Source organism: Dyadobacter sp. (assembly GCF_039919315.1).
Classification (GTDB): domain Bacteria; phylum Bacteroidota; class Bacteroidia; order Cytophagales; family Spirosomataceae; genus Dyadobacter.
Genome location: NZ_JBDSFX010000040.1, coordinates 1 through 19,753, shown reverse-complemented (window position 1 = coordinate 19,753; position 19,753 = coordinate 1). Strand labels below are relative to the sequence as shown.

The window sequence follows — 19,753 nt, the reverse complement described above, 5'->3', positions numbered from 1 at the left end:
ACATCCAGAGTTGCCGTACGTAGCCCATCTTGCGGTCGGGGTCATTGCGGATTACGTCTTCCCGTTGCTGTGGGTCAGCGAGTTTTTGTTTTCCGGTCAGTTCCACACTGCCTGTTTTGTAATCCATTACATACAAAGTCCCGTCTTCTGCCTGTTCAATGCGGTCAATTTTTCCTCCTATCTTCACTGTGGTGTAGGAACCTTGGAGAACGAGCTCGATTTTGGTACTTAATGGTTGTTCAGCTGCCAGGATCTGCCTTCTGGGCTGCTGGCTCATCTGATGTCGGAGAAATACCATTATCTGTTGCTCCCCGATCTGATAGTAGATCCTGTTCAGCCCCATATCCGTCACATAACCTTTGAACAAACTGTCAAATTCTTCTCTCAAAACGCTTTTGATCTGATCTTCCGAAGGGTCGGTTGCGTTCAGGAAGAATTCTTTGTCCAGCCTTTCCAGCGAAGCGTGCAGCCAGGTGCCGATCTTGTCCATTCCAAGCTCTTCTTCAACCTCTTCTTTTTCTTTAACCCCAACAATGTGTTTGAGGTAAAATTGCATGGAGCAGCGGATAAATTCGTTGAGATGGGTAGGATATATCCCTTTATTGGCAAGATAGTGACGAATTGCATCGATCATAGCCTCATCTTTGTGCACGACTTCTTCCAGTTCCTCCTGTTGCCGGCCCTCAAATACGACCGTCTTATTTTCAATCCTGATCTTCGGATTGTACTGTGACAGCTCGAACTCTACCTGCCTCACAAAGCGGCTTTTTTCTCCGCCGCCCGGTGCGTCATTGGTGCTCGTATACAACATATGTACCTCCGACGCACGCTGCAGAAGCCTGTAAAAATGGTAGGACATCACAGCTTCCTGATGCTGATGCGTGGGAAGTCCCACTGCCTGGGCCGCATCAAACGGGATCAGTGAGTTCTGGCGTTTCGCAGAGGGAAGCATTCCTTCGTTCAGTGACAGGATAATGATCCGCTCGAAATCCAGGGCGCGTGTTTCGAGCATTCCCATAATTTGCAGATTACTCACCGGCTCGCCGCTGAATGGAATGCGGGTTTGCCGGATCAGTTCAAACATGAATGACCGGAGCGTTCGCAATGTGATCAGCTCGGATTTTTCTTCAATGGTTTGCTCGAATTGTTTGAGGAGGGTATAAAAAAGATACAGATACTCAGTTTCCAGGGCGTTTTTGTAGTCTTTATAAACCTCGCGAAGCAACTCTATCAGCTGGTAAAATGACTGAATAACCTGCCTTGAATTGTTCTTTTGCCAATGTGTGAATAGTATTTGGAACAACGGATGGTTTTCACTAAGTGCCAATAGATCTTCGGAAGTCAGAAACACCTGATTGTCATGCGTAATGGCCCGCACGGTCTTCTGAATGATCGTCTGCCCGTCGCTCAGCGGGGTAAGCGCAACGTGCTCATAGTGCCTGATGAATGGATGGTTCAGGATTTTGTTGATCGATTTGTGACCAAACTTAGGTATCCTGATCAGCTTGCCACTTTTGCTCCGGAACTCTACCACATTCTGCTGCAATTCAAAAATGCTGTCAACCAATGTGTATAGCAGCGAATTGCGCATAGAAAGTCCCATAGTCACATTCAGGTCGCGCACATCCTCGTCGAGGGAATACAGCATGGGTAGCAGCAGATTTTCATCGGCCAGTACGATCGCCGTCGGAATGGGGTTTTCGGGATCATCCTGTTCCCGCATTTTCCGGTAAAGCTGCCCCGCTACTTTGGTTTGCAATGTGGCATTGGGTACACCGTAAATGGTCAGGTTCTTGGCGGTCTGCATCAAATGGTCGGTGGTCCAGTTCCATTCACCGAATGCTTTGCTTTTCTGGTAATCCCGAAGGCTTTTTCCAGCTTCCACGCCCGTATTTTCGGACATATAATAGCTGTCCGAATCCCACAATACCTCCGCTTTTTTGGCCTTGATCAATGAGCTTACAATGATCCGTTCGGATTCTGTGAATGCATTGAAACCGGCAAAATAGAGTTTTTCAAAATCAGTCTTTTTCGATAGCAGCTCACCTTCATCTTCGGCGAGTTCACGGTATGCCATGCCACGGTAGGCCATTCCTTTTTCCAAAAGTCTGTTTCGGAATGACCAATAGACTTTTTTGATATTTTCAAATAATGAGAAATACTGTTTGGAGCCGCCGTCGCTTTGCAATGTTTTTCCCGAAGGCAAGCTCTCCTGCCAGCGCGCGAGGGCGTGCGTCTCCGACAAATAGTCGAACAGGTAGTCCGTTTTGACAAGGTACTGATCGATCTTGTCCAGATCGCTGAGCAAAACGGAAGCCCAGCCCATAAACCGCTCAAACTGAACGTCCGGGTCAATTTCCCTGAATGTTTCGTAGAGGTCAAAGAGCAAATGCACCGGATCTTCAATTTCCAATGTACAAATGCTTTCCACAAAGTCGTCGACAGCCATCACAACAGGGCTCATCATGGGTTCTGTTGTTTCCCGGGCCAGTTCCTGCATCAGGAAAAAAGCCGCGCGGCGCGTGGGGACAATAACATGGATCCTTTCGAGGGAAGTGTGGTTACTTAAAATACGTTTTGCAACGAGATTCAGAAAGGATTGCATAGGGTATGAAGGGTTCTCTGGTGTGAGCTAGTGAAGACGATCGCCGCGTGGCGTCAGTGATTTCATGATTTCTGCCTCCGCATGCAGCAACTCTTTCCACCTTTGTCTGACTTTCGGCTCAGGTACATAAGTTTCTGCAAGTTCGATAAAAGTGCGGTAGTGGCCAGCCTCCGATATCATCAGTTCGCGGTAAAATTTTTGAAGCGATTCGTCGTCTAGCGATTCCGAGAGTAATTTGAAACGTTCACAACTTCTGGCCTCAATCAGGCCGCATATGAGCAGCCGGTCCAGAAGCGCTTCTTCGTAATCGCCTTTGTTTCGCACGAGTTGCATGAGCTGTCCCACATACTCGTCCTTCCGCTGGCGGCCGAGCGGAATGTTTCTTTTCTTTAATTCTTTCAAAACCCTTTGAAAATGCCCCCATTCCTCCGCCACGATCGGGGTGAGGGTTTCTACCATTTGCGATTTTTCAGGATAATGTACAATCAGGGAAATGCAGCTGGAAGCGGCTTTTTGCTCGCAGTATGCATGATCAATGAGGATATCGCCGATCTGCATGGCGGCAATGTCTGTCCAGCGGGGATCTGTCGGTAGTTCGAGCCCCAATGTAGTTAACGAAGTAGCCATACGGGTTGTAAAAAATTAGTCAAACATCGGCCAATTGACGCCAAATGAAAATGCTCTGGCCAGCCCAAGATAATTAGGAGTAATGTAATAGCCTTTCGGAAAAAGCCCGAACTGCCCACCCTGGTTAAGGTAGGCCATCTTGAAAAACAACCGTACCCGCTTGATACGGACCGTCGCAAATCCATCCACAACCAAATTCTGGTCCAGCTTCGCATCATTTTGTACATGAAACTGCTGCGTCACAGGCATATAGGCATCCGCGAAGTAAGAAGAGCGGTATCTGGCCGAGAGCCCGATCTGGATGTACAATACTTTGGCATAAATGAAATCATAACTGACCTCGCCGCTGGCAAACAATGTGGGCACCCGCAGCACGTCTTTATTATCATTCAATGTCAGGAAGCTCATGGCTGTAAAATTCCATTTTTTCAAATGTATCGCCGAATTGAAACCAACACGCAGTAACCGGAAACCAGAATTGAGCTGACGGGGAACTGCCACGGTATCGTAGTAAATGTAGTCGTTGATCTGATGGATCTGGATCTCGGGAACAAAGTCAACTTTCTTTGTTTTGAGCGATAATGAGGCGTATATCGTCTGAACTTTGGTAGGGTCAAAATTATTCCTCCATTCAAAATGATTGCTCAAATAGCGCTGTACCATTAAGTCCGGCGCGGTCTGAATGCTCTGAAATCCTGCTTTACCCCAGCGGGTGTTCAGTTCCGCTTTCAGCTTGTATTCGACGTTTTTTGCCAGGTTAAGATCGGCTTCGGCGGTGAGGTAATTACTGGAATCTTTGAGATAATAACCGAGCCACGCGCCCACAATGTTATCGAATTTGAGTCCCGTCCGATAAGTGGTGGAGGCATCACCTGTTTGATTCTGGGGCTGACTGATCGCGTGCATACCGTAGAACCGCTGCCGTACATAAGCCCTGTAATTGAATCCCGAATAAAAACCCTTGATCCCGACCTTGTTATCGAATAGTTTGTAATAAATGTCCTGGCGGGTTGTATCGCTGCTAAATCTGAAACCCGGATATACCCCTTTTTCTATTCCCCTCGATGCGATAAGATCGGTATAGCGGTCGATGACACTTTGGTAATCGGCCTGCTGGAACACCTGGAAGCCATTGGCAAGCCTGTACTGCTGATAAATGTGGAAAACATGGCGACGCTCCCATGAATTGGCATCATCGCTGATCCGTGCCGCACCGTCGTACGAGTATTTTTCCAGCACACTATCCGCGCCCACATTGGGGATGACGCCGCCCTGCTCACGCACTTTCTGGTTCATGTGCCGGTAATGTGCGAGGATCAGGTACTTTTTGTTTTTGGAAAAAAAGCTGGTATGCATCAGTAACGTCCAGTTTTGTCCCAGTAATGCTCCTGAATTGATGGTATTTACAAATCCATACTGCTTGTTGGAGGTAAGCCTTTGTGCCCGAAGACCAAAATTGAAGCGTGAATGTACGTTTTGGGTATAGGCAAATGTGCCGAGCGACGTCTTCTTCCCGCCCGAAATAAAGTCCAGCTCGGTATGTTGTGAGCGTGTATCAACATATTGTACTTCGTCCTGCTTGATCGCGTAGGCATCGTAGGCTCGGAGGCCCAGCTGTGTGCCAATGTCCTCGCGAGGTTGAAAAAACAGGTTTCTGGTAGCAGTTACCGTGTTCCCCAGGTCTACCAGTTTTCCCCAGGACCGATCGAGCGGGGTCCAGCGGTGGAAGTTGATGAGGTTGGTATCTACCCGGTACCGCACCGAGTCGCGGTTGTTCAGGATATCGTTTTCAAAGAAATGTAAGGTAGTCTGCGGGCCGTAGATCGTCTTGGTACTATCATCCAGAATAGCTCCACCACCCTGCGCACCGCCCCCGCCGCCTCTGGATCCCCCGCCGCCTCCGCCGGGCATTTGCACACCTCCCGGTAACCTTACCTGGGCTGTGGCCTGCGGAGCGATTAAAAAGAAGCTGCATAAAAGACACAGTATGATATAAAAAGCAATTCTCATAGAGGAAACTGTCGTTCTGCCGTGTTAAAGTAGGCCATTAATTTGTTTGGTAATCCATTGGCTGAAAGGCAGCGTATCATCCCCGAAATTGACGGCAACAGGAATATAGGCAAACCGCGCAGCGTAACCTGATTTTTCAACCAATGGTTTTAGTTTGACCATATCCTTTTCGGTTGTGACCACAAAAGTATCGTTTTTTAGGTTCTGAATGAGTCCTTGCAAGTCGCCGTCTTTGTAATTATGATGATCCGGGAAGATCACCTGGTCTACAACGTTAAACCTGCCTCCGGCATATGCAGCGAATGGGGCCGGATTGGCGATACCTGCCACCATTTTAACATTCTTTAACCAAACAGGCACTTCTTCGTAGCTCAGCGGCGCCGCATAGTCAGTGAATGCGAAGAATATGGGTGCACCCGGCTTGGTATGTTTCCAAATTTCTGTTCGGATCTGAGATTTTTCATCCGCATCCATCGACGGCGGACATTTGGTAACAATGATTGCGTCGGCTCTTTTTGCACCATTTCGCGTTTCCCTTAACCTGCCTGCAGGAAATGGCAGATCCTTGTAAAACGGGCGGTTGTAATCATTCAGCAAAAGATTAGTATCCCTGCGAATGGCGCGGTGCTGATAGGCATCGTCGAGGAGCAGAAGCTTTCTTTCAGGAGCTAGCCGATGGATTTCCAAAGCGCCTTTTACCCGGTTTTCACAGACAGAAACCATTACTTTTGCACCAAACTTTGTAAAATATTGAAGTGGTTCATCACCGATCGTGGCTGCGGTGGAAGTGGCATTGGCCTGTACAAAACCCGTGGTGTCACGTCCGTAACCCCGGCTCAATATGGCTACCGGTGTGGCAGGTGAGAGCAGGTTGGTAAGGTATTCAACGACAGGTGTTTTTCCCGTTCCACCGACGGTAAGGTTGCCAACTGAAATGACGTTTTGGGGGACTTTGGAGGAAGAAAAAAGACCGCGATCATAGAACAGATTCCGCAGACTCGTGATAAAACCGTAGACCCACGAGAATGGCGTTAATGCTGTTTTTATCCATTGCTGATCTTCCATACCTGGTGCATAATTACGTAATTTTTGTCTAATATTGTGCCCCGAAAAAATCTGACACCGCAAAATCATGCCTCTAAAAATTGTGTATAAGCCCTATACGCTTCATTTTCGCAAGCAAGCGGGTACCTCCCGCGGGGTACTTACACAGAAAACTTCATGGCTGATCAAAATAACAGATTCTGAAAAACCAGGCCTCGAAGGCTACGGCGAATGTGGGCCGCTCCCTGGTCTCAGTGTCGACGATGTTCCTGATTTCGAAGCGCAGCTTGCAGACGTTTGCGAGACATTCAATGATCTGGACCTGGATGTTTTTCCATTCAATTTAGGCATCATTCTGGATCAGCTGGTACCACAGCATTTACCTTCTGTACGGTGTGGGATTGAGACTGCCCTGCTCGACATTATGCATGGCGGGCAACGCATTCCGTTCAAGAATGCGTTTTCAAAAGGTGCTACCGGTATTTTAATGAACGGGCTGATCTGGATGGGGTCTTATGATAACATGCTGGAACAGGTGGAGGAGAAGCTCAGTCAGGGTTTTACAACGCTGAAAATGAAAGTCGGTGCTATCGATTTTGACAAAGAATGTCGGATACTGGAAACGGTCCGCAGCCAATTTTCGAAGGAACAGATCACATTGAGAGTAGACGCAAACGGCGCATTTACGCTGGAAAACGTTCATAGCAGACTGAATGAACTGGCCAAGTTTGAACTGCATTCGATCGAACAGCCTATCAAAGCAGGTCAGCATGAGTTGATGGCTGAGTTGTGCGCTACGTCGCCGATACCTGTTGCTTTGGATGAGGAACTGATCGGTATTTTTGACTACCGTGAGAAATTTGCGCTGCTGAAAAAATTGATGCCGCCATTTATCATCCTCAAACCTACATTACTCGGCGGTTTCGGTCACACCAGCGAATGGATCGAGATCGCAAACCGTCTGAAAATCGACTGGTGGATCACTTCTGCGCTGGAATCCAACATTGGTCTCAATGCGATTGCGCAGTATACCGCTACTTTCGCCAATCCGCTGCCGCAGGGGCTGGGTACCGGGCAGCTTTATACCAATAACTTCGAATCGCCTTTATATATCGAGAAAGGGCACCTGTACTACCAGCCAGATGCCGTTTGGGAGCTACCAGACTATTCCTTTTCGGAGCAGGTTTAATGTTTTCGCTTCCGCCGATCCTTCTTCCGGTTGAAAATTGTATTCCCAATTAGCCTGCGGCGGTAAGCTCATCAGAATGGACTCGGTGCGGCCATTGGTTTCCAGACCGAACTTAGTACCACGGTCCCACACCAGATTGAACTCCACATATCTTCCGCGGCGCAGGAACTGCCATTGTTTCTCTTTTTCTGTAAAAGCATCATCCTTGTGTTTGCGCATAAACGAAGTATACACAGGTGCGAAAGTCTCACCGATTTCTTTTACAAATGCAAAAAGTGCCTCTTTCGACAAATTTTCCCCATTACCAGGTTCGTCAGGTTTGAGATAGTCGAAAAATATTCCTCCAATGCCGCGCGTCTCCTTGCGGTGTGGAATGTAAAAATAGTCGTCTGCCCATTCTTTGAACTTTGTGAAAAAGTCGGGGTGGTGCCGGTTGCAAGCCGACTTTAAATGCTTGTGAAATTTGATGGCATCATCCTCATTGACATAATGGGGTGTGAGGTCAATGCCGCCACCAAACCAGCAGGTACCATTGCTCAGTTCAAAGTATCGCACATTCATGTGTATGATCGGTACGTGCGGGTTATGCGGGTGCATGACGATGGACACGCCGGTTGCCGTAAACTGAAAGTCGTCGTCCTCGTTCAGGTTCATTTGTTGCCTGAGCCGCGGATGTACCTCGCCTTTGACACTCGAAAAATTGACGCCCCCTTTTTCAATGACACCGCCATTCTGAATCAGTCGGGTCCTTCCACCGCCGCCTGAATGATGTTCCCACAAGTCTTCTATAAACCGACCACTTCCATCGGCTGTCTCAATGGCCTCACAAATATTGTCCTGTAAACCCCTGAAAAATGCTTCTATATCTTCAACTTTCATATGTCGTATGCTAATGCGGGGGCAAAAGTACGATAAATCTGAAATTGGAAAGTGTATTCAATTTGGCTTATTGCCAGCTCAGCCCATTCTCTTTTGCTGCATGATTGTAAGTAAACCAGAAGGCACTATTTTTACGGACATTACTTTACTCGTTCTCCAATGCTTAGAATTCTGCTCTGCCTGATTGTTTTTGCGACCACGGGATTAGCCCAAAGTTTTACATCTACCATTCGCGGCACGGTCAAAGACGCCGATACCGGTTTGCCGCTGGTTGGGGCTGCTGTATCAGTGCATCGCGCCGAGAAAGGTACCATCACAGATCCGCAGGGCGCATTCAGATTGGAGAACCTTCCTGTTGGACGTTACCAGCTCACGGTTTCGTACATCGGTTACGGCACGGTTTTAGTCCCAGAATTGCTGCTCGAATCGGGCAAGGAAAATGTGCAGCAGATCCGGTTGCTAGCATCCGGCAAGCAATTAAACGAAGCTACCGTCACTGCCGCACGACCGGTTTCATTCAACAGCATTCAGGAAATTACCATTGAGCAAACACTCAGATACGCAGCCACCTATATGGATCCAGCCCGTGTTGCCACATCATTCCCAGGCGTAGCCGCAGCGAACGATCAGGCAAACGGTTTGGTAATCAGGGGAAATTCACCGAATAGCATGCAATGGAGGCTGGAGGGAGTGGAAATCGTAAACCCAAACCATTTATCCAATGCAGGTACATTCAGCGACCGACCAACTTCGACGGGTGGGGGAGTGAATATTTTGAGTACCCAGCTTTTAGGCACTTCGCAATTTTTGTCAGGCGCATTTCCAGCACAGTACGGCAATGTTACCGGCGGGATTTTGGATATGCATTTACGCAATGGTAATGATGAAAAATTGGAATTTACCGCCCAGGCCAGTCTGTTAGGTCTCGATTTTGCAGCGGAGGGGCCAGTGTCTAAAAAATCAAAAGCATCCTTTCTAGTCAATTATCGTTACTCATTTACAGGGCTTCTTGGTGCAATGGGCGTTACTTTTGGAGGTGAAGACATTCGGTTTCAAGATTTGTCATTTAAGCTCAATTTACCGGCAGGTAAGGCTGGGAATGTCTCTATTTTTGGAATGGGAGGGTTAAGTAGCAATGATTTTAAATCAAATGGAGACAGTGCAACCTGGGAGTTCCAAAAAGATGGGTATAATATCCTCTATAAGAACAGAATGGGAGCTGTGGGTTTAACCCACGACTTTCCTTTGCGTAGTAAGTCGTCACTTCGGACTGTTGTCGCCGTTTCCGGGTTGAGAACGAGCCGGGTTGCGTTGCCGGTTTTTAACACTTACTCTACCCCGGATTGGATGGGGGAGGACTTTCTGGAAAAAAAGAAGTTGTCCGTCAGTTCGGTACTCACCACCAGATTTAATGATAGAAGCGTGCTTAGGTTAGGAGCATATGCCACATTTCAAAAAGATCATCTGGAACCGTTTTATGACCGTCCGGAATTATCAAGTTACATCATTCAGCCTTTTGCCAGCTGGACGTATTTCGTATCTCCCCAGGTTACGACGAACATCGGACTGCATTCCATGATCTCCAAATTGACAGATTACGCGCCAAAAGCTTATGCTTACCTGGAACCCCGTGCGGCAATTAAATGGCAACCGAATGATCGCCACCAACTTAGTATTTCTTATGGTCTGCACAGTCAAATGCAGCCGGCACAACTCTATTTAGCTAATTATGCCACAACCAATCTGATGGGCAATCCTGATTTGAGACCGTCAAGATCACATCATTTTGTAGTTGGCTACCAGCGAAATTTTGTCAAAAGTGCAAGCCTCAAAGCTGAGATTTACTTGCAAGAACAATTCGACGTACCGGTTTTGACTTACTCAGGTACTTTTTCCGCGATCAATCTTATGGAGACCCGTGTGAATGACCCTTTGACCAATAAAGGTACCGGCCGTAATTATGGTATTGAAATTACCTACCAGAAACTGCTCACGAATTATTATTACCTATTACTTACCGGATCGTTATACAAAGCAACTTATGTGGCGATGGACAATATCCGCCGGGATAGCCGTTTTGATGGAAGGCATACCTTCAGTTTTACAGGTGGGAAAGAATTTAAATCGGGCGAGCAAAGCATTTGGGGAATCAATGCAAAAGTGCTTTGGCTGGGCGGTTTCAGGGATAGCCCGATAGATCTAACTGCTTCGAAGAAAGCATTGCAGACAGTCTATAAGCCTAATGCAGACTTTTCTATAAAAATGAAAGACTATTTCCGGCCCGATTTGCGAGTTTACTGGAAAAAAAGCAATAGAAGATTTAGCCGTACACTAGCGATAGACCTTCAAAACGTTTCCGGTACCAAAAATCGGGCCTTCGAATTTTACGATACTTTCAGGAAGGACATTGTTTCTCAAAGACAGCTTGGCTTAATTCCGGTGCTGAGTTATCGGTGGGAGTTTTAATTTTGAATGAGTGAATGAGTCAATGAGTGAATGAGTGGAACGGTCAGGGAGAGAAGTAGAACCATGAACCATGGGTGCGCTATTTTCTTATCAATCAGTAGAGTAGCGGTTTTATGAAGATTTTTTATCGAAATCTCTGAACTTAACCCTGAAAATATGTGTAACTAGCCATGCGATTGAACTTTAACGAGGGCTGAAAGCCGAAAGCCGAAAGCCGGTTGCAAAATTGGGGGTGACTGGAATTGACAGCGGGCTGAAGGTCTGTGTGTAAGCATGTCGGGAGTTGAGAGTACCTCCCGTAAATAATATTCTCAAACAATAACTGGCGAAAATACTTACGCCATGGCTGCTTAATCCGGAGGATTAAACAAATGCCATCATCCCTCCAACCTACGTGCTGATGGTTGGGCTCCGGGGTGTCGCAAATCAGCGCTGGTTGAAATAGTGGTACGGAAATTCAACGAGACACCAGTATCTAAGGCTATGACGCGGGTCCGCCGTGTACCTTGTCAGGCTCGAAAATCTAAACAAGGATAAGCATGTAGAAGGCGCAGGGTTTCCCTGTTCTGGACCAGGGTTCGACTCCCTGCATCTCCACCAGTATCAATTACAAAAAGCATCAAAAGCCTGTAAATCAATGATTTGTGGGCTTTTTTGTTTTTTAAAGTATGCCAAAACATTCAAATATTCTCAATTAAATGGTGAGCGTTTCGGTGAGCAGATTTTATTACAAAAAAGTGCTCACTAAAAGTGGTTTAACATATTGATTGATAACATGTTCACCGAGTAAACATCTTGATTTTAAGTAGCTGCAATTTTATTTTTATCAATCTTAAATTGCAAAGTTATGTTGACAAAAAGCTTCACGCTGCTATTCTATTTGAAAAAACGCAGTAACTATTTGAAAGGAAAACTTCCAATCTACATGCGGGTGACGGTAGATGGAAAACGTATTGAGGTCGCTACCAAGAGGGAATGCGAACCCACAAAGTGGAATTCTTCTGCCGGAAGAGTATCGGGCAATAAAGAAGAGGTAAGAAGCATAAACTCATATTTGGACGTGCTTCAATCCAAGGTTTACGATCTTCATCGAAAAATGATCGAATCGGACATTACAATTACTGCCGAATTGTTTAAAAATAAGTTGGTTAATGACTCTGAACAAAAGAAAATGATTTTAGAAATTTTTAAGAAGCATAATTGTGATATGGCTTCTTTGGTGGGTTTGGAATATTCGAAGATAACTTTGGTTAGGTACAAAACCTCATTAGGACATACTCGCAGTTTTATCAAATGGAAATACAATTTGAACGATTTGAGTATTCAAAGCTTGGATTACGACTTCATTGCTCAATATGAGTTTTGGCTTAAAACGCAACGCAGATGTGGGCACAATGCTACAATGAAATACCTTGCAAACTTTAAGAAGATCGTATTAAGCTGTGTAAAAAAAGGTTGGTTAAGTAAAGACCCATTCTATGGATTCAAGTTTGCCAAACGTGAAGTGGATCGGTCTGCATTGACTGAGAGCGAGCTTGAAAAAGTCATGGTGAAAACGTTTGATAATGCGAGACTGGATCAAGTAAGGGACGTTTTTTTGTTTTGCTGCTTCACAGGCTTGTCATATGTTGATGTCTTCAAGCTGCAACGTTCAGAAGTTATTGAAGGGCATGGAAATGAGCTTTGGATAACAATTAAGAGACAGAAGACAGAGACTGCATCCCGAGTGCCAATATTGCCGGCAGCTCGCAAAATATTAAAGAAGTACGAGAATCATCCGCAATGTTCTGTGAAGGGTCAGCTATTACCGGTACTTTCAAATCAGAAAATGAACTCTTATCTTAAGGAGATAGCGGATGTCTGTCAGGTAAACAAAAACATAACCTTCCACTTGGCAAGGCACACATTTGCAACCACGGTGACACTGACAAATGGTGTTCCTATGGAAAGCGTTTCTAAAATGCTAGGGCATCGAAATATCAGGACAACTCAACTTTACGCTAAAATTGTTGATAAGAAAATAGGAGAGGATATGAAGAAAATAGAGAGTTTGTATTCTTGACAATGTGCTTCAAAAAGCTGATTCTTGACAAACAAACTCGGCAAAAGGGCAGCTAAATAAGTGGCCCTACTTCCTGAGATTGAGAGAAGCCGCCAAAAGCTTACGGCATAATGGCGGCTTTTTCTATTATACAGAAACTGAGAAGTTGAGCCGCCAGCCCTCCGGGACTACGCGTCCCGGCACTTATTCCGTTTCCTTTTGTCTGATAGAGGGCCACTGTTAGAAGGGCTTTCTTTTTTCTCGTTTTTTCTTTGTCAAACATTTATTTAAAAAAAGAGCGAGAGGAAGAAGAAAGAAAATATTTTCTAACTTCTAACAGCATTAATCATGGCTCACAACATCAATTTCAATGAAACCACTCAAAAAGACAGTTTCTTTTCAGTAAAAGAAAAAGCATGGCACGGGCTCGGTCAAATAGTGGACCAGTACCCAACAAGTGGCGAAGCGATCGAGCATGCGGGCCTAAACTATCAGGTTCAAAAAGCCGGTTTATCCGCAGTAAATTTAAGCAGCCAAAGTGTAGACAGTCAAAACGTACCGGTACCAAACTATTATGCAACCATGCGCACTGATAACGGGGCAGTCTTTGGAATTGTAGGTAAGGATTACCAAATTGTTCAGAACCGTGATGCGTTCATATTTTTCGATAGCATTGTGGGTGGGGACGGCATTATGTACGAAACGGCTGGCGCGCTTGGGAAAGGCGAACGCATCTTTATCACTGCCAAACTACCCGGGTACATCCAGGTCGGAAATGATGACTTGATTGAAAAGTATCTCTTCCTGACTACTTCGCACGATGGTAGCGGAAGCATTACCGCTGCTTTTACGCCGGTCCGGATTGTTTGCGCGAACACGCTGAACGCCGCAATGAAAAACATGACCAACGTTGTCAAGATCCGGCACACAAGCAACGCCACCGAAAGGCTAAGAACAGCTCACAAGGTCATGGGCATCGCAAGCCGGTTTAGTGATAAAATTGGGGAAACATTCAATCAATGGGCAAAGAAGCCGATCACTGATCCACAACTCAGAAGGTTGATTGAAATCGCTATGGCTCCAAATAGGGAAGTGTTGCGAAATTTGAAAGACGGAAAAGTCAATGCTTTGTCAACCCAGTATATTAACATAGTTGAAGATGTTTATGAGTATGCTTTGTCAAACCCTACCCAGCAATTGCCAACTACAATGGGCACGGTATATGGGGCATATAATGCAGTGACTGGGTATTTTCAGAACGTTCGTAAATTTCAAGACGACGAAGCTAAATTGAAGTCTATCGTTCTAGGTGGCACTGCTCAAATACGATCACAAACAGCTTTTAATTTGTGCAGTGACTTTGCCCAGCGCGGTCATGCATCACTTAATTAGGTGTCATACTTACCCGTCGCCAAGTCTGGTCGACGGGTAATACTTTTAAAAATTCGCCTGCGGCCCGAAGCTTTAATCAGCTTCGAACCGCAGGCGTTCTCTTGAAGGATTTTTGAAATATAATTTTAATGCTGATTGAATAGCTCTACTAATACCAAAAGCGCCCCACCCACGATTGACAGCGCAGAAATGATCATCAAGACACCTTCGATGGTGGATATCAGAGCTGCCGACCAATAGCTATTGTATAGCTGCGCCCCGCCGTACCCACGCCTGTTGAACCGGCGCTTTCCCACAAAAATCCGGATTCCAACACCAATTAGAAGCAGTAGTATACCGTAAGAGATCACAGGTGTGATGCTAATTAATAGAGTCATAGCTGTAATTTTTAGTGGTGACTTTTTCGAAAGCTAGCCAGGAGAAGCAACACTTTCAAGGTTTGATACAAGCCTGCACGGAATTTACAATCATTCGATCAGCCAGATTTTGCTGCCTTCCTTGGGATGGTACGAAGGCAAGTATTTGACGTAACCTAGCACTTCCAGTTCCTTTAAATATTTGTGGTATGTCGCAGTGCTTTTGGTCCGGGACATCTGCATGATCATGCGCCTGGTCACCAGGAATGGGCTCGATTGACGGTTCTTTTCCCAAAGCAGGACTAATGCCAGATATGTCCCTACATGCCAGACCCTGACCCTCTGGTCAATCAGGATACGGTTTACAAATTTTCCTATTGATCTCTTCATCATCTTGCTCGTTTTGTGTCAGCTTGCATAAGCGATTGTATGTCCTGGAATGCATAGAAGTATGAGCCCCCAATCTTGCTGGGCCGAAGTTGCCCGTTAGCCCGAAGGTTTTGCAGAGTGCCAGCCGAGATGTTGAGCATCTTGCGGACGTCTGCGCTTCTAAGCCATTTCTTAGGCTCTTGTTTGGAGCCCGCCAACAGCTGCTTTAAATCTTCAAGCAGTTCACGACGCAGGATTTGCAAATCCTCCTTTGTGATAACCTCGATATTCATTTCAATAAAGTTTAATCGATTTACATTAGTCCCTGATTGGGTAGCGAAATTTTGCTAGGCTGGTTTTCTTAAATGAAGGCTGGTAGCAGATGTAGCCAAATTCATTTAGCTCGCGTATCGCTTTATAGTAGGTCTTGCCACTGGATATTTTTGCAACCTGCATTAATTCAAAACCAAACATCGAAAGGCGATTTGTGCCAACTTTTCGGAGGCTTTGCAGGATAGCAGCGTAGACGCTTATATGTGTTACCGTCACACGGGCGTCTACACTGATGTCCTCAAAAAAGCGGTCAAGGTGAGATGCGACATCCATGACTTACTGGCTGATTGCCATTCCTTTTGATTTCTTGACCTTCTTTCCTGAGTGATGATCCTTCTCATCGTCACCAGTCAGGTCTTGGGCGACTTTCTGCTCTTGCTTCTGTGCGTTGGACTACGTTACCTGTTGAGACTGACGGTTATTAATTTTGTGCATGTTCGCATCGAAGACCGTCAGCGTTTTAAATTGTGGATTAGCTTCCATATACCTGCGCTGCTCATTGCCATTTTCTACGAAGGTCACCGATTGCCGGTTTCCCTTTTGAAGAGAATCCAACACTCTGGACTTGTCCTGAGCATTTTTTAGCTCTTTGATCGGATGTTTGGCCAGCTCTTTTTCAAGATCAAATCCATAGTTGGAGTGAAACTGTTTGAGCTTGAAATTTCCCGCATTGTCGGTTTGCTTGAAGTCCATTTGAAGCCAGGCATTGTAGATTTTCCCCTCTTTATTGGTAAGGTCTTTATTTACTGCGCTGCCACTCATTAGGTTATAGCCCTCCTTCAGTGTAATGTTGTTGTCTTTGCCCATATAGAAGGACTGGTTCATTTTCTCGGCCTGTTGATCTCTTTTCAGTGAAGCATCATAGCTGTTGAAGAAATACATGTCCGTTGTGGCCGACCGTTTGAAGTGCAGCGCGCTGCTCACTTCATCTTTCAGTCAGCTTAAAAAGGATTACGGAAAGGATTACGCTGAGGTAATTATGAATATCACTGGAAACATAATTAGCGGTCAGGTAAGCGGAGAAACGGCGAAGCAATTATCGGAACGATTTGGCAAAATTCTTCAAGGAAGAACGAGTTTGTCCATCAATAGAACTGACACTTCGGTGAGCAAATCGCAGCATCTTGATGCTGCAATTCCACCCTCGACTATTTCATCCCTTAGTTCTGGGGAGTTCGTTGGTTTCGTTGCCGACAATCCTGAGGAGAAAATAGATCTGAAGGGATTCCACTCTCGCTTTACAAGGGCAGAAAATGCATCTACTGGCAAAAATCACCAGGCTGAATTACCCATTATAAGGAAAGTAGACTCATCCATTGTTCAGCATAATTATCGGCAAATTAAACTGGATGTTGAGGGAATTGCGGAGAGTGAAATCAATAGGATCGCCGAAGATCCTGACCTCCGTCGCCTAATTATCAACAAGGCTAAGTGTTGAGAAATTCCTTCTAATAAATTCTCCAATTGCACAAAACAAATATTACTGAAAATCAATAGAATAGATGAATCTGTCTCGTTTTTTCTTAATTCATTCGAAGAAATTTGCAATAACTACAAGTTACTTTGATCCTAATTTGTTTAGTTTGCAGTCCCTCTTCTTAAAAATAGGATATTAATTTACACCAATTTTTACGCTATGAAAGAGGCAACTTCAGAAGACAAAGGGCTCATTGTCAATATCCTTACAGAGTCCTTTCAAGACAATCAAAGTGTTAACTATCTCATTCCTGCGGACAACAAGCGGCTCAAAAGAATTCGCGCCTTGATGGAGTATTCTTATGAAACGTGCAGACTGTTTGGGAAGGTTTACCTATCTGATGACAAGAGCGGTTGCGCATTAGTTTCCTTCCCTGAGCGCAAAAAAACAACCCTTAAGTCGCTGTGGTTAGAAGTAAAACTAATTTTTACCGGGATCGGATTTAGTAACATTTCAAGAGCAATCAATCGCGAGAAGGAGATTTCTAAGAATTACCCAACCCATCCGATTTTTTATTTATGGTTCATCGGCGTGCAACCGGGTAAGCAAAATAATGGTGTGGGAAAGAAGTTGATGTCTGAACTTCTTTCCGAGTCTGAACGGTTGAAAAGACCGATCTATTTGGAAACATCGACGATGAAAAATTTGCCTTGGTATAAGAAATTCGGGCTTGACGTCTATAATCAGTTAAACTTCGGATATGATCTTTTTCTCATCAGAAATGAACTATCATAATGCGCATCGGTGGTACAGATATGCACGTGGTGACGCTCGTGTTTATCATACTCGAACTAATCATGTTCGTGTATCAAGTATTTTTTTATCTATCTCATCCAAAGGATAAGCGGCGACTGTATTATGTCGGCTTGTTGTTTTTCCTTATACTAAAAAACATAGCGAGCGGTTTTTTTCCAGACCCTAATTTGAACTACCCTCCGCTGGTTGCGCAATACGCTATTGCTTATGGTATGGGGTTCTTGATGGGTGCTTATTTTCCTTACTATTTCTATAAGGCGTTCGAACTTGGCCGCCTACGTTGGCACGCACTGTATGGCGTGCCTCTATTTATCCTCTTGCCTTTTGCAATCATATTTCCTGGCAAATTCCTTTTCGATGGAAATATAGACACAGCAATAAACTATGGCATGATCATTCCGGCGGGATATGCTCTGGTGCTTTTGTACACCATCCAGCAATCAATTCAGGCCAAATATAAAAAGGACATCCAGGACCGCCGCTTCTTTGAAGTGACAGCCGTTTATCTCGCGGTGATCCCCTGGGCATCGCTTCCATTTTTTGCATTCATGCGCATCCATCAAGTGCCAGAGGCACTTCTTACCAATGTTGGTTTCATTGTAATCACTGTGCTTTTCATCAGGAGGTCAATTCAGGAGAGCAGGGAGGAATACGATCTGTTAAGTAAATTGGCAAGTGGAGATGAAGAGGTATCTATGTCCAAGCTGGATTTAATCGATCAAATGGTTCGTCAATTGGAAGCAAGTGGCATTTCACCCGCTCAGCGTTTTGAGATCAATTTAGGAACAGTCGGGTTAACCTCTCGCGAAAAGGATGTTGTTCGCTTAGTCCGGGAAGGAAAGTCCTATAAGTCCATTGCAGATCAACTTTTCATTTCCGAGCGGACGGTAAGCAAGCACATTCAAAACGTTTTTGAGAAGCTCGGTGTCTCCAATAAAATTGAGTTATTAAGTCGGTTAGAAATTTGGGAAAATGGCTAAATTAGGCTAATAACCGTCATGTACGTGTTTACGCGTAGTTGAAATACGCTATAATGCGTAGCGTTTAACCCTCTAAATACTTGTTTTCTCGTATTTACTTTCGTGGCTAATTCTTCGAGTTTTACAGTATCCGTCCGACGAACCCACATTGTGTAGATTGGCTTTTTGACAGGTAGATCAACCTTTCTGATTTCTGTACTCAATCCAGTTATTTGGAAGCAACTGGTAGAGATCCTTTTGTTTGTGTGACTGGATTCTTTCGAAGACATCTTTGAGCCACTCCTGTTCATCAACACCATTCTTTTTGCATGTTGCCATAAAGGAATACATAGCTGCTGTTATTTCAGCTGCCTGGTGGGAACCAGCGAACAAAAATGATTTTCGTCCAATTGCAAGGGGCCTGATTACGTTCTCCGCGAGATTATTATCGATCTCAATTTGCCCGTGAAGTGCGTAGGCGCTTAGTCCTTCCCAGCGTGGTAAGGAGTAGACTATGGCCTGACCGAGTGGACTTTTAGGGATTACGAGTGGGAGCTGTTGTGTCATCCACTCCTTTAATTCCAAAAGAACCGGTACTGACTCTTCTTGCCTTAATTTTGTTTTTTGTTCCCAATTCAGTTGCTGATCCCGCATTTGTTGTTCGAGAGCGTAGAGTACCTGCATACGTTCAAGCACATAAGTAGCTCTTTCCTTGTCGTATTTAAGAGCATCTACAAATCGACGGCGGGAATGGGCCATGCAGTAGACCAGAAGTATATCTGGATGGTTACCAAAGAGCTTTTCGTAGACGGCGTACCCATCAACCTGAAGGATACCAGCGTACCCTTCCAGCATCTGCTTGGGCCCACTTTGATCGCGGCCTTTACGATAGTCAAACAGCGTCAGCTTGTCGCAGGGGGCATTATATATCCACATGAAGCCTTGATGGATCCCATTTTTATGGTCTCTATCGAGCACTTTTAATGGGGATTCATCTAGCTGTAAATACTTCTGGTTGAGAACCAGCAGTTTTAAAAGCTCCCATAAAGGAGCCAGGTATTGCCAGCCTTTCATAATCCAGTCAGAGGCGGTGGAAGCTGGAACTGGATATTCCTCTCCAAAGTGTGTCGTCCTGTTTTTACCTTACAGTTTTTTGTGATAATCCTGATTAAACTTTACACTCCTTTTTTGTTAGTACTGCAATTGGCTTACACCTGATTTTCTTAATACTGAAATTGCTTTACAAGTAT

At 45.1% G+C, this 19,753-nt stretch carries 17 protein-coding genes, 1 other RNA gene and 1 pseudogene; 8 read left to right on the top strand and 11 right to left on the bottom strand.

All coding sequences use genetic code 11. The annotated features are described in order from the left end of the window. From ABIO93_RS11400 to lpxK, 4 genes are all read right to left on the bottom strand, one after another. Positions 1-2,605: PD-(D/E)XK nuclease family protein (locus ABIO93_RS11400; protein ID WP_348067623.1), on the bottom strand; the 2,605-nt coding region annotated here is incomplete at its 3' end. A gap of 27 nt (positions 2,606-2,632) precedes the next feature. Further along, entirely contained in the window at positions 2,633-3,232 is a 600-nt protein-coding gene (locus tag ABIO93_RS11395) for a tRNA-(ms[2]io[6]A)-hydroxylase (RefSeq protein ID WP_348067621.1), read from the bottom strand. Between the two features lie 15 nt (positions 3,233-3,247). Next, positions 3,248-5,242, bottom strand: coding sequence for a putative porin (locus ABIO93_RS11390; RefSeq protein WP_348067619.1), 1,995 nt, complete (start codon positions 5,240-5,242; stop codon positions 3,248-3,250). Between the two features lie 24 nt (positions 5,243-5,266). Further along, on the bottom strand, positions 5,267-6,307 hold the full coding sequence (lpxK, locus tag ABIO93_RS11385; RefSeq protein WP_348067617.1) for a tetraacyldisaccharide 4'-kinase: 1,041 nt from the start codon (positions 6,305-6,307) through the stop codon (positions 5,267-5,269). Positions 6,308-6,374: 67 nt separating this feature from the next. Between lpxK and ABIO93_RS11380 the strand changes: the two genes are divergently transcribed. Continuing rightward, entirely contained in the window at positions 6,375-7,475 is a 1,101-nt protein-coding gene (locus tag ABIO93_RS11380) for an o-succinylbenzoate synthase (RefSeq protein WP_348067615.1), read from the top strand. On the opposite strand, the gene hemF is transcribed toward ABIO93_RS11380, so the two are convergent. After that, positions 7,443-8,354, bottom strand: a complete 912-nt coding sequence (hemF, locus tag ABIO93_RS11375) for an oxygen-dependent coproporphyrinogen oxidase (protein ID WP_348067613.1) — start codon at positions 8,352-8,354, stop codon at positions 7,443-7,445. The two genes, ABIO93_RS11380 and hemF, sit on opposite strands and share 33 nt — an antisense overlap. Positions 8,355-8,513: 159 nt before the next feature. Here hemF and ABIO93_RS11370 point away from each other — a divergent pair, with 159 nt between their 5' ends. The 4 genes from ABIO93_RS11370 to ABIO93_RS11355 all read left to right on the top strand — a co-directional run bounded on the left by ABIO93_RS11370 (position 8,514) and on the right by ABIO93_RS11355 (position 14,253). Next, positions 8,514-10,820, top strand: coding sequence for a TonB-dependent receptor (locus tag ABIO93_RS11370; RefSeq protein WP_348067611.1), 2,307 nt, complete (start codon positions 8,514-8,516; stop codon positions 10,818-10,820). A gap of 228 nt (positions 10,821-11,048) precedes the next feature. Further along, positions 11,049-11,420, top strand: a transfer-messenger RNA (tmRNA) gene (gene ssrA, locus ABIO93_RS11365). A 247-nt stretch (positions 11,421-11,667) separates the two neighbouring features. Next, positions 11,668-12,882 carry a site-specific integrase gene (locus ABIO93_RS11360; RefSeq protein ID WP_348067609.1) on the top strand — a complete coding sequence of 405 codons (1,215 nt, stop codon included), beginning with the start codon at positions 11,668-11,670 and terminating at the stop codon, positions 12,880-12,882. Between the two features lie 327 nt (positions 12,883-13,209). After that, on the top strand, positions 13,210-14,253 hold the full coding sequence (locus tag ABIO93_RS11355; protein ID WP_348067607.1) for a DUF932 domain-containing protein: 1,044 nt from the start codon (positions 13,210-13,212) through the stop codon (positions 14,251-14,253). A gap of 125 nt (positions 14,254-14,378) precedes the next feature. Here ABIO93_RS11355 and ABIO93_RS11350 read toward each other — a convergent pair whose 3' ends face one another. The 5 genes from ABIO93_RS11350 to ABIO93_RS11330 all read right to left on the bottom strand — a co-directional run bounded on the left by ABIO93_RS11350 (position 14,379) and on the right by ABIO93_RS11330 (position 16,136). Then, the gene (locus ABIO93_RS11350) at positions 14,379-14,630 is read right to left on the bottom strand and encodes a hypothetical protein (protein WP_348067605.1); all 252 of its coding nucleotides are present in this window, start codon (positions 14,628-14,630) and stop codon (positions 14,379-14,381) included. Positions 14,631-14,720: 90 nt separating this feature from the next. Further along, a complete protein-coding gene (locus ABIO93_RS11345) occupies positions 14,721-15,002 on the bottom strand; it encodes a hypothetical protein (protein ID WP_348067603.1) in 282 nt (93 codons plus the stop codon). Further along, positions 14,999-15,271: a helix-turn-helix domain-containing protein gene (locus ABIO93_RS11340; RefSeq protein ID WP_348067601.1), complete on the bottom strand. Its 273-nt coding sequence runs from the start codon at positions 15,269-15,271 to the stop codon at positions 14,999-15,001. Before ABIO93_RS11340 ends, ABIO93_RS11345 begins: the two co-directional genes overlap by 4 nt. A 25-nt stretch (positions 15,272-15,296) precedes the next feature. After that, the gene (locus tag ABIO93_RS11335; RefSeq protein ID WP_348067599.1) at positions 15,297-15,584 is read right to left on the bottom strand and encodes a hypothetical protein; all 288 of its coding nucleotides are present in this window, start codon (positions 15,582-15,584) and stop codon (positions 15,297-15,299) included. A 120-nt stretch (positions 15,585-15,704) separates the two neighbouring features. Continuing rightward, on the bottom strand, positions 15,705-16,136 hold the full coding sequence (locus ABIO93_RS11330; protein ID WP_348067597.1) for a hypothetical protein: 432 nt from the start codon (positions 16,134-16,136) through the stop codon (positions 15,705-15,707). Between the two features lie 43 nt (positions 16,137-16,179). Here ABIO93_RS11330 and ABIO93_RS11325 point away from each other — a divergent pair, with 43 nt between their 5' ends. The 3 genes from ABIO93_RS11325 to ABIO93_RS11315 all read left to right on the top strand — a co-directional run bounded on the left by ABIO93_RS11325 (position 16,180) and on the right by ABIO93_RS11315 (position 18,524). Further along, positions 16,180-16,749: a TraM recognition domain-containing protein gene (locus ABIO93_RS11325; RefSeq protein ID WP_348067595.1), complete on the top strand. Its 570-nt coding sequence runs from the start codon at positions 16,180-16,182 to the stop codon at positions 16,747-16,749. 198 nt (positions 16,750-16,947) lie between these two features. Further along, positions 16,948-17,523, top strand: a complete 576-nt coding sequence (locus tag ABIO93_RS11320; protein WP_348067593.1) for a GNAT family N-acetyltransferase — start codon at positions 16,948-16,950, stop codon at positions 17,521-17,523. After that, positions 17,523-18,524, top strand: coding sequence for a LuxR C-terminal-related transcriptional regulator (locus ABIO93_RS11315; protein ID WP_348067591.1), 1,002 nt, complete (start codon positions 17,523-17,525; stop codon positions 18,522-18,524). The genes ABIO93_RS11320 and ABIO93_RS11315 overlap by 1 nt, the downstream gene beginning before the upstream one ends. A 177-nt stretch (positions 18,525-18,701) precedes the next feature. On the opposite strand, the pseudogene ABIO93_RS11310 reads toward ABIO93_RS11315, so the two are convergent. Beyond that, a pseudogene (locus tag ABIO93_RS11310) lies at positions 18,702-19,601 on the bottom strand (IS66 family transposase); the annotation flags it as partial. Between the last annotated feature and the right edge of the window lie 152 nt (positions 19,602-19,753).